Annotated in this window: 16 protein-coding genes and 1 pseudogene; 3 read left to right on the top strand and 14 right to left on the bottom strand. The window is 71.3% G+C overall.

Annotated features, from left to right (window positions below; all coding sequences use genetic code 11):
* The first annotated feature begins 148 nt into the window (after positions 1 to 148).
* Together ACQPZA_RS20600 and ACQPZA_RS20595 are read left to right on the top strand one after the other, a co-directional pair.
* The gene (locus ACQPZA_RS20600) at positions 149 to 484 is read left to right on the top strand and encodes a hypothetical protein (protein ID WP_433272833.1); all 336 of its coding nucleotides are present in this window, start codon (positions 149 to 151) and stop codon (positions 482 to 484) included.
* A complete protein-coding gene (locus tag ACQPZA_RS20595; protein WP_433272831.1) occupies positions 484 to 663 on the top strand; it encodes a hypothetical protein in 180 nt (59 codons plus the stop codon). Before ACQPZA_RS20600 ends, ACQPZA_RS20595 begins: the two co-directional genes overlap by 1 nt.
* 273 nt (positions 664 to 936) lie before the next feature.
* On the opposite strand, the gene ACQPZA_RS20590 is transcribed toward ACQPZA_RS20595, so the two are convergent.
* The 12 genes and pseudogenes from ACQPZA_RS20590 to ACQPZA_RS20535 form a co-directional block, all read right to left on the bottom strand.
* Positions 937 to 1,275: a hypothetical protein gene (locus ACQPZA_RS20590; protein ID WP_433272829.1), complete on the bottom strand. Its 339-nt coding sequence runs from the start codon at positions 1,273 to 1,275 to the stop codon at positions 937 to 939.
* 25 nt (positions 1,276 to 1,300) lie between these two features.
* A pseudogene (locus ACQPZA_RS20585) lies at positions 1,301 to 1,501 on the bottom strand (ATP-dependent DNA ligase); the annotation flags it as partial.
* Between the two features lie 96 nt (positions 1,502 to 1,597).
* Entirely contained in the window at positions 1,598 to 2,233 is a 636-nt protein-coding gene (locus tag ACQPZA_RS20580) for a hypothetical protein (protein WP_433272827.1), read from the bottom strand.
* Positions 2,230 to 2,493, bottom strand: a complete 264-nt coding sequence (locus ACQPZA_RS20575; RefSeq protein ID WP_433272825.1) for a hypothetical protein — start codon at positions 2,491 to 2,493, stop codon at positions 2,230 to 2,232. Before ACQPZA_RS20575 ends, ACQPZA_RS20580 begins: the two co-directional genes overlap by 4 nt.
* A gap of 78 nt (positions 2,494 to 2,571) precedes the next feature.
* Positions 2,572 to 2,748 (bottom strand): hypothetical protein, encoded by a 177-nt coding sequence (locus ACQPZA_RS20570; RefSeq protein ID WP_433272823.1) that lies wholly within the window; start codon positions 2,746 to 2,748, stop codon positions 2,572 to 2,574.
* Between the two features lie 320 nt (positions 2,749 to 3,068).
* Positions 3,069 to 4,013 carry a helix-turn-helix domain-containing protein gene (locus ACQPZA_RS20565; RefSeq protein WP_433272821.1) on the bottom strand — a complete coding sequence of 315 codons (945 nt, stop codon included), beginning with the start codon at positions 4,011 to 4,013 and terminating at the stop codon, positions 3,069 to 3,071.
* A gap of 150 nt (positions 4,014 to 4,163) precedes the next feature.
* Complete coding sequence (locus ACQPZA_RS20560; protein ID WP_433272819.1) at positions 4,164 to 4,982, bottom strand: 5-formyltetrahydrofolate cyclo-ligase; 819 nt, start codon at positions 4,980 to 4,982, stop codon at positions 4,164 to 4,166.
* Positions 4,979 to 5,788, bottom strand: coding sequence for an SDR family NAD(P)-dependent oxidoreductase (locus tag ACQPZA_RS20555; RefSeq protein ID WP_433272817.1), 810 nt, complete (start codon positions 5,786 to 5,788; stop codon positions 4,979 to 4,981). The genes ACQPZA_RS20560 and ACQPZA_RS20555 overlap by 4 nt, the downstream gene beginning before the upstream one ends.
* Before the next feature lie 13 nt (positions 5,789 to 5,801).
* Positions 5,802 to 7,391, bottom strand: a complete 1,590-nt coding sequence (locus tag ACQPZA_RS20550; protein WP_433272815.1) for an alpha-amylase family protein — start codon at positions 7,389 to 7,391, stop codon at positions 5,802 to 5,804.
* A complete protein-coding gene (locus ACQPZA_RS20545) occupies positions 7,388 to 8,353 on the bottom strand; it encodes a TIGR03885 family FMN-dependent LLM class oxidoreductase (RefSeq protein ID WP_169400181.1) in 966 nt (321 codons plus the stop codon). Before ACQPZA_RS20545 ends, ACQPZA_RS20550 begins: the two co-directional genes overlap by 4 nt.
* Before the next feature lie 55 nt (positions 8,354 to 8,408).
* The gene (locus tag ACQPZA_RS20540) at positions 8,409 to 9,752 is read right to left on the bottom strand and encodes a hemolysin family protein (protein WP_433272813.1); all 1,344 of its coding nucleotides are present in this window, start codon (positions 9,750 to 9,752) and stop codon (positions 8,409 to 8,411) included.
* A 133-nt stretch (positions 9,753 to 9,885) separates the two neighbouring features.
* Complete coding sequence (locus ACQPZA_RS20535; RefSeq protein ID WP_433272811.1) at positions 9,886 to 10,416, bottom strand: MarR family winged helix-turn-helix transcriptional regulator; 531 nt, start codon at positions 10,414 to 10,416, stop codon at positions 9,886 to 9,888.
* Positions 10,417 to 10,490: 74 nt separating this feature from the next.
* Between ACQPZA_RS20535 and ACQPZA_RS20530 the strand changes: the two genes are divergently transcribed.
* Positions 10,491 to 11,315, top strand: a complete 825-nt coding sequence (locus tag ACQPZA_RS20530; RefSeq protein ID WP_433272809.1) for a hypothetical protein — start codon at positions 10,491 to 10,493, stop codon at positions 11,313 to 11,315.
* A 96-nt stretch (positions 11,316 to 11,411) separates the two neighbouring features.
* Here ACQPZA_RS20530 and ACQPZA_RS20525 read toward each other — a convergent pair whose 3' ends face one another.
* Together ACQPZA_RS20525 and ACQPZA_RS20520 are read right to left on the bottom strand one after the other, a co-directional pair.
* Positions 11,412 to 12,728 carry an MFS transporter gene (locus ACQPZA_RS20525; RefSeq protein ID WP_433272806.1) on the bottom strand — a complete coding sequence of 439 codons (1,317 nt, stop codon included), beginning with the start codon at positions 12,726 to 12,728 and terminating at the stop codon, positions 11,412 to 11,414.
* Between the two features lie 50 nt (positions 12,729 to 12,778).
* Entirely contained in the window at positions 12,779 to 14,104 is a 1,326-nt protein-coding gene (locus ACQPZA_RS20520) for an MFS transporter (protein ID WP_433272803.1), read from the bottom strand.
* Between the last annotated feature and the right edge of the window lie 82 nt (positions 14,105 to 14,186).

Genomic DNA, 14,186 nt, shown 5'->3' with positions numbered 1-14,186 from the left:
ATCGCATCGGAGCTGCGACCCAATGAGCATTCTCTCCCACCTCCCTGCCGCTGTGGCTCACCCGTCCTGGTGCAGCCCGCTGTCGTGCGACGCGAGTGTCCCGTCTGACGTCCGGCACGCTTCCGCCCCGGAGGTGCTGGAGGCCTCGGTGGACGACGCGATCGTCACCGTGACGCAGACGCGCGACGACGAGCACGACCGCACCGGCCGGCTCGTCAGCCGCCACAACGGCGTCCACCTCACGGTGGAGAACACCATGTCGCTCCGGCCCGACGGCTCGCTGCTCAAGGCGGACCTGCACCTCACCGCTGACGACGCCGAGTGGCTCTCGTTGGTGCTGGCCGAGTTCGCTGCCCGTGCTCGCCGGGCCGCGGTTGGTGCGCACCGCCATGAGGTGCAGGTGCCGGAGGCCCGTAAGGCGGACCAGGTGGGCGGCGTTGTCCGTCCCGCCGTCGAGTTCGGCACTGCACAGGTCGGCCGGTGATGGCCAGCCTGCAGAACGAGCGCCCCGCCGCCGGTCTGGCCCTGGGCATCTCGACGTTCGTGGCCGCGATCGCCGTGATCGTGGGCCTGGACCTCAGCCAGAACGCGTCCATCGCGGTGCTGATCGCGGTGTGCGGCGTGTTCGTGGTCATCGACCGCAAGGTCGTCCGGCGCCGCTGATCGACCTCGCTCGGCCGGCACTCGGCAGCACCCGGGCCCGGCGGATGAGGGGCCGATACGCGACCCCCGACGGAAGGACCCCGACATGCCTCGCCGGGGGCAGCACCGGCGGCCAGGGGTGCTGTTGGTCCGCGGCGCGGAGCAGGGCCCCGAGGACGGCCCTGGTATCGCGTGGGAGCAGCCCGGTGCGCCCGGCCACCCGCAGTCGACCGGCGTCGTCACGGCGGCCGAGGACCAGCGCCACCGGGGAGTTCACCGGGCCCAGCACGCCGCCTACGACCGCCTCCGCGCTGGTTTGACCTTCCGCCAGGCGCGCCGGGCCGGGAGGTAGCCGTGGTCGAGGCGCTTCGCGACGACGCCCTCGATGCCGGCGTCGAGGTGCCCTGTAAGCCATGCGCGGGCAGCCTCCCCGTCGGTGGTCATCGGGACGACCGCGAGAGATGGGCCGGCGCCCTCGAGCAGTTGTAGGAGCAGGGCGCGGCGGATCCGGTACGGGTGGCCGCGTAGGTCGGTTCCCCCTGCGGCGAGCACGTCGAACACGACGAACGTCGCGGGCGCTTCCGCGGGGGCGCGCCGTGCGGCGGTGCTGTAGCGCCATGAAGTCCAGGCCACCGCCCCGACAGACGACGAGTTCGCCGTCGAGGACGACGTGGCCGGCGAACTGGTCGGCGATGGCGTTGACGATCTCGGGGAAGTAGCGGGTGAGAGGGCGGTGCTGGCGGGAGTGGAGTCGCACCCGCCGCTGGTCCGCGGTCGCGATCGCCCGGAACCCGTCGAACTTGGGCTCGAACGCCCATGGCCCTGCTGTGGGCAGGGCCGGTGCTGGTCGGGCGACCATCGGCTGCACGAGCGGGCGGAGCACTTGGGGACGGTATGCCGGTCACAGAGCGCTGACCTGCGGCGGGCTCTCCGCAGCCTTCGTCGTGTGCGGGGTCTAGCGGCGCTTGCTGCGCAGCAGCCGCATCCACTTCGGCTGTGGCATCGCAGGATCACGATCTACCCAGTGCATCGAGTACCCGCCGGATACCAGGGTCTCGTAGGACTCGACGATGTCCCCATCAGCCCAGGTCGTCGGTGAGCGCCAGAACCCGAGCAGCGCATTCACCGGCTCTGGTAGCGCCCCGCGATCGTGCTGGCGGGTCTCACCCCACTCCGCTTGAACGGTCTGCAATCCACCGACGACCGGGCCGGGGTGCATCCGCATCGGATGCCACCGAACCGAGTGCCCAGTACGGGTGGCGTCGAGCACGACCACCCCCGACGGTGCAGCGTGAGCGTCGGGCTGCTCAAGCGCGACAGCGAGATCGCGGTACTCCCAAGACACGATCAGGCGCGACGCACCGAACATCGACCCGAACGCCCCAAGGCCTGCGACTGCTCGAGCGGCGTCCTCGCCCCGGTGGAACTGCCGGCACGTCACATAGCCCAGGTACGGGGGATCGACCTCGTCGAGCAGCAGGTGTGCTATCGGTGCCTGCACGAACCCCATCTCCTGAAGCGTCTGACTGGTCGCTTCGACGGCGAGGCGGTCGAGGTGGTCAACCCACTCCTGCGCTTCGTGCTCGATCACTGGGCGGATCCCTTCGGCTGGGCCTGTCGTGTGACGCGGGCGAGGTGCGCGAAGCGGAGCTGCAGTTCTGCGAGGAGCTCCGGGACGGTGGCTTCCTTGAGGCGCGGTCCGGCGACCATCTCTTCGTGGGGGATTTGGTCTGCGAACAGCTCGTTGAGCTTGGCGTTGTAATTGGGGTGGGGTGTTGCGTCGCCTGCTTCCCACGAGGTGACGGAGCGGGTAGCGGCTCCGACCTTGCGGGCAAGGTCGGCTTGGGTCATGGGTCGGCCGTCGGAGCGGGTGAGGCGGGTGCGGGCGTTCGTAGTCGTTGCCGGTCCAGGTGATCTCGTGGGACATGCTCAGCCTCTTCCCATCCCCATGACGAGGATGGCGGCGATGATCCCGAGTCCTGCGATCTCCCAGGCGCCGGCGTTGCGCCAGTAGCGCTCCTTCACGCCGTCCTTGCGGGTCTGCCAGCGGTAGAAGAGACGACCGGATGTGAGGCCCGCGGCGACCAGAGCAGCGAGGAGAAGCACGTCTGGATCATCACCTATGACCGGTTCAGGTCACATCCTCAAGGGTGAGGTGGCGTCGCAGCGCTGAGTGCGGTAGCTCGGGGTACTCGCATCTTGTACCGGGCGCCACCACCGTGACGAGCCGGGGCCGGGACGCGTGCACGTCCCGGCCCCACCCCTCGCGGGCCAGGAATCAAGCATCGACGCGGTCGGTGTCGGACCCCCCAGCCCGGGTTCGCGTCTGCCTGACTCCCTCGTTGGCTGTGCAGACAGTCGACCAGCCCAGTGCCCTCAACGTCCTAGCGATTTCTGCTTTGCACCATGCGTTTCCTGCAGCAGGGTCACGGGAGCAGTCCGGAGCGACGGTGTTCACGCCGCCAACCGGCCGGCGTCGTCCCGTACAACCGCCGGAACGCCCGTTCGAATGTAGTGAGGTCGCGGAACCCGACGGCAGCCGCGATGCTCGATATCGCGAGACGGTCGTACCTCGGGTCGGACAGCATCGCCTGTGCCGCGAGCAGGCGCTGCTCGCGAAGGTAGGCGCCCGGTGTGGTCCCGATCCGTTCGAACAGGGTGTACGCATGGCGGACCGACACGTGGTGCCGCCGCGCCAGCTCCTCGACCCGCAGCTCCGGGTCGGCCACGTGTTCACGGACGTGCGTCCGCATCATCTCGAGCAACACGCTCGCGGAGCCGTCCGCGCCCGGCACCGAAGGTGTGACGTGCCGCAGCGCCATCGCGATCAGATCGACCGCGGAGCGTCCGGCGTCCTGCCGCTGCTGGGCGGTGAGGCCGTCGGCTACCTCGAACAGCCGCCCGAGGTAGCCGGAGAGCATCTGCATGGCCGGCGCCGCCGGGTCAATGCTGCGTGCACAGGCCTCGGTGATCTCGGCGGTGCGAAGCGGAAGCAGCTCGCGGGAGAAACGCAAGCTCATGCGCCGAGTATTGGTCGCCGAGACCCGCTCGTAGCGGCTACGCGCCTCGGCCAGAACTCCCGCACCGACCGTCAGCTCGGCGAAGCGGTCGTGCTGGTGGATTCTGCCCCGCCCGGCCAGATGTACGCAGAAGAGCATCAAGTTGTCGGCCGCCGCGCTCGCTGCCATCCGTTCCGACCGGAGCGTCCGCAGGGGCCCGCCCCAGTGCGACCGAGAGAGCGTGACGGTCTGGCCCAGGTCCTGGGATGCCACCCGCCCGCGATGGTCGGGGCGTGTCCGGGCGATCGCGGGTATGAAGCGCTCACGGGCGACGTGTTCCAGCTCCTCGCCGGAGAGCTCCTGGATCTGCACAGTCCCGAGGTTAGCTCCGGGTCCTCGCCCAGGTAGGAGCACTACGAGTGCTCTTAGTGGTACCTGGACGGTTGTTGTCGTGACGAGCACGGGTCGGGCCTGCGCTCTGCCAGCGGTAGAAGAGGCAGCCGAACGTGAGTCCTGCGGCGATCAGGGCGGCGAGGAGAAGAATGAGAGATCATCACTGATGACGGGTTTGGGCGGCATCTCCAAGACGCCGCAGGTTGCCGCTGACCCGGCCTCGGCCCACCGGATCCCGTCGGCGGGGCGGGCGCCGCGGCTGGCGCGGCAGTCCAGCACGCGTTCCGGGGTCACCACGAGGTCGACCGGTGCGTCGTGCGCCGCTGTCGGGATCACGCCGGCGGGGCGCACCTGCAGCTCGTGCACGGTGGTGACGACGAGTGTGTCGGGGCCGATCAAGCCGGCGGCGGTGGCGAGGGCGAACTCCAGGTCGGCGAAGCCGCCGCCCTTACCGAGCCGCGCCCCGTCCTCCCCGACGGCGACGCAGCCGCTGACCACCAGGTCCACCGGCGACAGCTGGGCCACCGCGACGCGGCGGGCCGAGCGGGTGGCGCCGGCGATCGAGGCCGCCTTGCGCGGCGGATCCTCGAGGTGGTCGGGGTCGAGCAGGAAGAACGGCTCTTGCTCCGCCAGCCGCGGCACGGCCATGTAGACGGTCTTGCCGTCCTGCAGTGCCCGCTGGCGCACCGGGAGCTGCGCCGAGTCGGGGTTCGACTTGACGGTCCGTGCGGCCCGCCAGACGTCGGTGGCGCGGAGCCGTTCCGCCGCGGCCTCCGCCCCGGTGAAGTTCGAGATGCGGTTGCGTGCGCCGGGGAAGCGCGCCACCCGGGCCTCGGTGAGGGCGGTCCACACCTCGTCGCGCAGGGCGGCCTTGGCCGCCAGCAGTTCCGGGTCGCCGCCGGCGTCGTGGTCGTGACGCCGGCGGCGGCCCGATCCGTTCACGGTCACGTGCTCGTCCGGCGCCGGTCGCCCTGGGCCCGCAGCAACGACAGCACGGGCAGGGCCACCCGGGGGACCAGCGAGCCGAACCGCATGAGCCCCGCCCGGTGGGTGGGCAGGGAACGCACCACGCGCCGCCCGTCGAGCAGCGCGACGGCCGCATCCGCGACCGCAGCGGGGGTGAGCAGGCTCCGCTGCGAGAACAGGAGCGCGACGTCCGGGCTCGCCTGCTCGTCCCGCACGAGGGCGGTGTCGGCGGCGTCGGGGCACAGCGCATGGACCCGGACGGGTACGCGCGCGAGGTCGAGATCGCCCTGCAGGCTCGTGCTGAAGCTCAGGACCGCCGCCTTCGTCGCCGCGTACACGGCGAGCCCGGGCACCGGCCCGTGCGCCGACATCGACGCGATGTTGAGCACGTGCCCGCCCCGCTCCCGCATCAGCTCCACGGCGGCCCGGGAGCCGTGGACGACGCCCATGACGTTGACGTCCACCATCAGCGCCTGGTGCTCCTCCGGCTGCTCCCACGCCCGTCCGGAGCGCAGCACACCGGCGTTGTTCACCCACACCGTCACCGGGCCCAGCTGCGCGGCCGCGGCCGCGACGCGGCGGTGCTCGGCCGCGTCGCGCGCATCGGCGACGATGCCGGTGACCTCCGCACCGGAGGCCGCCAGCTCCGCCGCGGTGGCGGAGACGGCGGCGGCGTCCAGGTCGGTGATGACCACCCGGTGCCCGCGGGCCAGGAGGCCACGAGCGATCTCCCGACCCAGCCCGCGGGCTGCTCCGGTGACGACAGCGACACTGCCGGCGCGACTCACGGCCGACACTGTGTCACTGTTCCGCGCAGCGCAGCCACCGGCACCCGTAGGGCGGCAACGTCACCGCGATCGTGCCGTCGTCCCCGACCTTGACCGGGCCCCGGCGGGGATCGAGGACGTCGACCAGCTCCATTCCGGCGAGCGCCGGCACCACCGGGGCGGCGTCGATCTCGGCGTCGGCGAAGTTGTGCAGCGCCACCACCGTGGTGCCGTCGGTGCCGCAGCTGTGCGCGAACACCGGCCGGGCGTCCGAACCGGGGTCGAGCACCGTGCAGGCGCCCCACGCCAGCTCCGGGCACGCCCGGTAGCTGTCGACGAGCAGCCGCATCCAGGACAGCAGCGAGTCGGGGTCGGGCTGCTGTTCCTGCACCGCCGCCCAGTCCATGTCCGAGCGCACCGCGAACCGGCCGGGCAGGCTCAGGTCCTCGCCCATGCCGATTTCCTCGCCGTAGTAGAGCACCGGCGTGCCCGGCAGGGAGAACAGCAGGCTGTAGACCATCCGGATCCGGCGCTGGTCTCCGCCGAGCATCGGCGGGAGGCGCCGGCGCAGGCCGCGGCCGTAGAGCTGCATGTCCTCGTCGGGCCCGAAGGCGTCGAAGACCTCCTTGCGCTGGGCGTCGGTGAGCTTGTCGAGCGTCAGCTCGTCGTGGTTGCGCACGAACGTGGCCCAGTGGCCGTCCTCGGGCGGGTCGGGCCGGTGCCGCAGCGCCTCGGCGAGCGGCTCGGCGTCGGCCCGCGCCAGCGCGAGGTACATCTGCTGCATGCCGATGAAGTCGAAGCACATCGTCAGCTCGTCGGTGAAGCCGCCGCCGTCGTTCGCCCCGAAGAACGGCATCGTGTCCGGGTACGGCAGGTTGACCTCGCCGAGCAGCACGGCCTCCCCGTTGCGCCTGCGCAGGAACGCGCTGAGGTCGGCGAGGTAGTCGTGCGGGTCCGGGAGCGCGTCCGCGTCGGCCAGGCCGTCGGTCTCCAGCAGGAACGGGACGGCGTCGACGCGGAAACCGGAGAGCCCGAGCTCCATCCAGAAGCCCATGATCCGCGCGATCTCGTCACGGACCTCGGGGTTGGCCACGTCGAGGTCGGGCTGGTGCTTGTAGAACCGGTGCAGGTAGTACTGCTTCGCCTTCCGGTCGTACTCCCACAGGCTCGTCTCCTGGTCCGGGAACACGACGCCCTGCGGGCCGTCGGCCGGCGGCTTGTCCTGCCAGACGTACCAGTCGCGGTAGGGCGAGTCGGGGCTGCTGCGGGCGCTCTGGAACCAGGGGTGCTGAGCCGAGGTGTGGTTGACGACGAGGTCGGCGATCACCCGCATGCCGCGGTCGCGGGCGGTGCGGATCAGCTCCACCATGTCGCCGAGGGAGCCGAGGCGCTCGTCGACCCCGTAGAAGTCGGTGATGTCGTAGCCGTCGTCACGGTCGGGCGTGGGGAAGAACGGCATGAGCCACAGGCAGGTGACGCCGAGACGGTCGAGGTGGTCGATCTTCTGGATCAGGCCGCGGATGTCACCGCAGCCGTCACCGTTGCCGTCGGCGTAGGTCTCGATGTCGAGGCAGTAGATGACGGCGTTCTTCCACCACAGGTCCGAGGTGCGCGTGAGTTTCACACGGCCTCCCGGAGCTGGGGGAGGACCTTGGCGCCGAACGCGTCCAGGAACGCGTCCTGCTCCTGGCCGACGTGGTGCAGCGCGATCTCGTCGAAGCCCAGCGCCGCGTACTCCGCGAGCTGCGCGGTGTGCCGGCCGAGGTCACTGGAGATGTGCACCGACTTGCGCACCAGCTCCAGCGGGACGTGCTCGGAGACGGCGTCGAACACCTCGGCCGAGTCGATGTCCCAGCAGGCCGGCGGCGGGAAGACGTTGCTGCGCCACTGGTCCATGGCGACCGCCTCGGCCGTCCGTTCGTCGGGGTCCCACGAGAGGTGGACCTGCAGGTGCAGCCGGCCGCGCCCGCCCGCGTCCCGGTAGGCGCCGACGATCTCGCGCAGCGTCTCGACCGGCTGGTTGATCGTGATCAGGCCGTCGGCCCACTCCGCGCACCAGCGTGCGGTGGCGACGCTCACCGCGGCCCCGACCAGGGGCGGCGGCTCCTCGGGCAGGGTCCAGATACGCGCCCGGTCGACGGTGACGAGCCCGTCGTGGCTCACCTCCTCGCCGTTCAGCAGCGCGCGGATCACGTCGACGCACTCGCGCAGGCGGGCGTTGCGCACGTCCTTGCGGGGCCAGTCGTCCCCGGTGATGTGCTCGTTGCTCGCCTCGCCGGTGCCCAGCGCAGCCCAGAACCGGCCCGGGTACATCGCGCCGAGCGTGCCGATGGCCTGCGCGATGATCGCCGGGTGGTAGCGCTGCCCCGGCGCGTTGACCACGCCGAACGGCAGTGAGGTGGCCTGCAGCGCGGCTCCGAGCCAGGACCAGGCGAACGCGGACTGTCCTTGGCGGGCGCTCCACGGAGAGATGTGGTCCGACGACATCGCGGCGTCGAACCCGGCTTCCTCGGCGCGGCGCACCGCGGCCAACAGGACACTCGGATGTATCTGCTCGTGTGAAGCATGGAAGCCGAAAAGCGTCATGATGTTCTCTACCCGCCGCACCCGCCTGCGGAATCGCCCAGTTCGTCCGATTCCGTCACGATGTTGATCGCTGCAGGTCAGCGGCGGTGTGATCGCCCGAACGGTCAGGCGGGCGGGCTCGGCTGCGGCGCGACCTCGTCCACGCGGACCCGGCCACCCGCCTCCCGTCCATCTCGGTCACCGTGAACCGGTGGGGCCCGAGACGCACCGCGTCGCCCGCCTGTGGCACCCGGCCCAGCCGCGTCTGCACGAACCCGCCGAGCGTCTCGTAGGGGCCGTCCGGCAGCTGGACGCCGGCCTGGTCGGCCACCTCCTCGCGGTGCAGCAGCCCGTCGAGCTCCGACTCGTCCGCGCCGGGGCTGCGCTGCGGGTCGTACTCGTCCTCGATCTCGCCCACCAGCTGCTCGAGGATGTCCTCCAGCGTGACGATCCCGGCCGTGCCGCCGTACTCGTCCACGACGACGGCCAGGTGCGCGCGCTGGGCGCGAAGCTCCGGGAGCGCCTGGAACAGCCGCTTCCCGTTCGGGAGCAGGGGCACGGGGCGCGCGAGCCTGCGCAGCGTCCGGTGCTCCGCCCCGGGCTCGGTGTGCAGCACCGTGAGCAGGTCGCGGACGTGGACGACGCCCACCACCTCGTCCGCGTCCGCGCCGATGACGGGATAGCGGGAGTGGGTGCCGCGCAGCACGACGCCTGCCGCGTCGGCCACGGTCGAGTCGGCCTCGAGGAAGTCGACCTCCGTGCGGGGCACCATCACGGTCCCGACCGAGCGGTCGGCCGCGGCGAAGACATCACCGAGGACGCGTCGCTCCTCCTGGCCCAGGCTGCGGTGCGTGCTGACCATGTCGCGCAGCTCCTCGGCGCTCACGTCGTCGTCGCTCGCCTTCGGATCGAGGCCGAGCAGGCGGACGACGGCGTCGGTGGAGACGCCGAGGACCCAGATCAGCGGCCGGCTCAGCCTGGCCACGCGGTCGAGGACGGGGGCGACGCCGCGGGCGATGGCCTCCGGCCGCTGCAGCGCCAGGCGCTTCGGGGCCAGCTCGCCGAGGACGAGTGAGAGGTAGGAGATCGCGATGGTGACGACGATGAACGCGATCGAGCCCGCGAGAGCCGGATGCAGCCCCCAGCCACTCAGCACGGCCCCGAGCGGCTCGGACAGCGTCGAGCCGCCGTACGCCGCGGAGAAGAACCCGGCGAGCGTCACGCCGATCTGCACGGCGGACAGGAACCGGTTGGAGTCCTCGCGCAGGTGCGCGACCCGCGCACCGCGCCGGTCCTGCTCCGCCATGCGACGGACCTGGGAGTCGCGCAGCGTGACCAGCGCCATCTCCGACGCCGAGAAGAACCCGCCGATCAGCACGAACAGCAGGACGAGGCCCAGGCTGAACAGGATGTCGTTCACACTCGCGATTTTCCAGGAGATCACCGGAGGGAACTCGACCCGGGCGTCAGGAGGGGCGACTCGCGGGGCGGAAACGGGCGACTCGCGGGGTGGAAACGGGCGACTCGCGGGGCGGGGCGGGGCGGGGTGGGCGTCAGCGGCGGCGGTTCGCCGCGGCCGCGGCCGGGCTCGCCATCAGCTTCTCCAGCAGCGAGGTGAGCTGGGTGGCCTCCTCGTCGGACAGGGCCGAGGCCCACGTCTGCTCCCGGTCGTTGTGTGCGGTGAAGGCGGCGACGAACACCTCCTCGCCGGTGGCGGTGAGCGACAGCTCCACCGCCCGCCGGTCGTGTCCCGCCTTGCGGCGCACCACCAGGCCGTCGCGTTCGAGGGTGTTGACCAGCGCCGACACCGCCGCCCGGCTCATTCCCGCCAGCTGGGCGGCGCGCTTGGACTCCAGCGGGCCGGCCACCCACAGCACGAACAGCACCCGGAACCCCGCCCATGACCAGCCGTGGGGACGGTGCACCGCCGACTCGAGGTCGTAGACCATCGCGTTCGACGCGCGATAGAGGCTCAGGACCAGCCGCATCGCCTGCGCGTCCACCGTGGGCAGGGCGCGCACGGTGCGCTCCACCGCGACGTTGACGAACGACCAGTAGTCCACGTCGGAGGAAGGGTCGGGCACACGGGCAGCGTAGGCGGCCGTCCCCCACCGTTCGGGCATCGCGCTCAACGTCGTTCGCGGCCGAGAATCGTGTCGTGGACGAACGCGAAACGATCGCGCGGCGATACGGCGAGCATCTCACCGATCGTGATCTGCTCACCCTCGCCCGGGGCCGCGCCGACCAGGTCCCGGCGCTGCGGCGGGCACCCGCCCTCGTTCTCGACCTGCTCGACCGGCCCGGCGTGGCCGACGCGGTCCTCGCCGCACAGGGCGAGAAGGAGGGACGGTTCAGCTACGTGTCGCCGTTCCTGGTGTTCGCCGCCGCCGTGCACCGGGTGGGCAACTCGATCGTCGGCAGCGTCCACGTCACGGATCGCGCCGGACCCCGCTCGCGGGTGCCCGTCTTCGACGGGCCCGTCCTCGCGGCGTTCGCCACCGAGCCGCGCCATCGGCTGTTCCTCGCCGAGCTCCTGGCGTCCTACGCGCGGGTGGCGTCCGGGGTCGTGTGGCGGCGCGGGGAGCAGGGCTGGCGCCGGCAACGCTGGGACGAGCTCGACCTGCCACGCCTGGCCGCCCTGCTCGATGCGGTGCCGGCGGGTCAGCAACCGGGTGTCTGGCGGCGCATCGGCGACGGCGCACTGTTCCTCGCCGGCGTCTTCCCCGAGTATGCGGAGAGGTCGCTCGGCCTGGTCGAGGTCGCACGGCTGCAACGGGCAACCGGCCTGCAGCTCAGCTCCGCCGAGGGCGACGTCGGCGAGCTGCTGGAGGAACTGGCGAGCCGTGCGTACGAGCGGGTGGGCGCAGGCGTTCCGCGCGCGGTCGTCGGGACCCCGCGCCTGGCGCGCCGGGTGCTCACCCTGGTCGCCGACCGCTACCTGTTCCCGATGACCGACGAGGGGTTCCTCCCGCCCGGCCGCTGATGCGGGCGCCGCCCCGTCGCCACATGGACACATGTGGTTGTTCTCCGGCCGTGCGGACAGCGACAGGTGTCCATGTCGCGGCTCGCGGTCGGTCTCCTACTCGACGGCGACGATGGTGCGTCCGGTGCGGTCGGGCACGGCCAGCGCGAAGAGCGCGCCGAGGACCGGCCCGACCACGCCGAGCGCGAGGGCCACCGGGACGGAGCCACCGATGCTGAGCGCCGCCAGCGGGAACAGGCCCGCCCCGACGCCCCGTCCCGCGTAGTAGCTGGTGTTGGAGCCGGCCGACCGGATGCGGGTGGGGAAGAACTCGGCCATCCACACCCCGAGCACGCCGAAGCCGCCGCTGCCCGCCGCGCACAGCATGACGGCCCAGAAGGTCTGGTCGGTCCAGAAGTGGACGGTCACGTGCGCCGAGCCGGTGGCCACCAGCAGCAGCAGCCAGCCGAAGCCGACCACACCGACGAGCGCGGACACGAAGAACGCGGACCGGCGGCTGATGGCGTCCGACAGCGCCCCGGTGAGCGGGTAGGTGATGGCCGTGATCACCAGTCCGAACAGCACGATCAGGCTGGCCGTGCCGAGCGGCACCTTCTCCACCTGCACCAGGAACGTGGTGAGGTAGGAGATGAGCGAGTTGGTGCTGATGAACATCGCGCTGGCCAGCACGATGAACAGCACGGTGCCGCGGGCGTGCTCGCGACGGAACAGGTCGCTCAGCGGGACCTTGGCCGGGCGCATCCGCTCGGGCACGCGCCCGGCCGCGAGCTCGCTGCGGTAGTGGCGCCACTGCTCGGACTCGGGCAGGGTCACGGCGGCCAGCAGCCCGATCACCAGCGTGATGACACCGATGACGATGTAGCCGCCGCGCCAGCCCTCGGCCTCGCCGAAACGGACCGTGCAGAAGTAGACGATGCCCTCGGTGACGATCTGACCGGCGAAGTACATGGACTGGATGGAGCCGCCCATGGCGCCGCGCCTGCTGGTCTTCCAGCTCTCCGTGAACATCGAGTAGGCCAGCCCGAACAACCCGCCCATGCCCACGCCGGCGATCAGCCGGGTGACCAGGAAGAGCCCGTAGGTGGGGGCGAGGCCGCCGAGCACCGCCGCCACGCCGAAGATCAGCACCGAGCCGGTGTAGGTCCAGCGCCTGCCGAACCGGTCGCCCAGCCAGCCGCACACGAGGCCGCCGAGGATGGACGCGAACCCCTGCAGTGTCGTGACCTGCACGATCTGGATGGTGCTGACGTGGAGGCTGCCGGCGATGTAGGCCATCGGGTAGCCCACGAGGTTCAGCTCGGCGCCGTCGAACAAGGTGCCCAGGAACGCGAACACGAGAACGCGTCCGGCGCCCTGGCGGACCGAGCGGGTCCGTGCCTCGGCGGGGGTCGCAGACCTGCTGACTGTCGACATCGACTTCCTCTGCGCGGATGTGGTGGGCGTGCGGCTGGGCCGGGGAGTGCTCACTCCGGCAGCGGGCGTCCCCGGGTCTCGGGGCAGAACGGGGCGGTGACCAGCCCGACGATGTAGATCAGGCCGACCACCGTGGCGGCGATGCCGTAGCCGCCGAGCTTCGAGATGATCGCGCCGGAGAGCAGCGGTCCCAGGAACGCGACGAACCGGGCGGCGTTGAAGACGAACGCCGAGCCCGTCGCGCGCAGGTGGGTGGGGTAGAACTCCGGGAGCCAGACGGGCATCCAGGTGTACTGGCCCAGGGTGAAGAACCCGTTGACGACGAGGACGACGACGATCAGCCGCAGGTCGTGGGTCCAGAGGAACAGCACCGGGGTGAGCACCAGCGACGCCGCGAAGTACAGCAGGACCGTCGGCTTGCGGCCGTAGCGGTCGGCGAGGAAGCCGAACGACACGTACCCGGCGATCGCGCCGATGTTGTAGATCATGCCGGCGAGGCTGGCCCAGCTGGACGCGCTGTGCCCGGCCTTCACCGCCACGTCGGAGACGTAGAGCGGCACCCAGGTGGAGATACCCCACCAGCCCAGCGTGGTCACCAGCGACATGATCGAGCCGAGGATCGTCAGCCGCCGCAGCTTCGGGTCGTGGAAGATCTGGCGCAGGGTCAGCCGGGTGTAGGCCTGCTCGCTGTCGGTCAGCTGTTGCGGGCCCCGCTCGCGCAGTTCCGCCCGGTGGCGATGGGCCTTGGTCCACTGCTCCGACTCCGGCACCGACCGGCGCAGCCAGAGCGCGAACAGCGCGGGCAGCACGCCCACCAGGTACATCAGGCGCCAGGAGTCGGGCCCCAGCGGGGCGATGAAGAACCAGCAGGCCGAGGCGATGAAGAAGCCGAGCCCGAGGCCGCACTGCATCAGCCCGGCCGCCTTCGCCCTGGCGTTGCTCGGCCACATCTCGGCCACCAGCGACGTCCCGGTGCCCCACTCCGAGCCGAGGGCGAACCCGGTGATGAACCGCAGCACCAGGAACGACTCCCACGACCACGACAGCGCGCTGAGCCCGGTGAACGCCGCGTAGAGCACGATCGCGGTGATCAGCGTGCGCCGCCTGCCGAAGTAGTCGGCGAAGACGCCGCCGAGGATGCCGCCCATGCCCCAGCCCAGCAGCGTCACCGCGATGGTCGCCCCGGTGAGGAACGCCAGCGAGCCGGCCGGCACCCCGGGTGCGAGCCGGTGCAGCACCGTGCTGGCGGTGAGGATGAGCGCGTAGGTCTCGAACCCGTCGAACAACCAGCCGAGGTTCGCCGCGATCAGCGATCGCCACTGGGAGCGGTCGAGGCCGCTGCGCCAGGAATTCCGTGCGACAGCGATGTCGTGCACCGAGGTCCTCCTCCGTCGTCCGGCGGCGATGAGCCTGCCCGCTGGACGAGTTGTCCTATATGTAGGACATCTGATCCGCTGC

Source organism: Pseudonocardia xinjiangensis, from assembly GCF_050948425.1.
GTDB lineage: Bacteria > Actinomycetota > Actinomycetes > Mycobacteriales > Pseudonocardiaceae > Pseudonocardia > Pseudonocardia xinjiangensis.
Note: the sequence above shows the minus strand (reverse complement) of the source record. Positions and strands in the feature narration are given on the sequence as shown.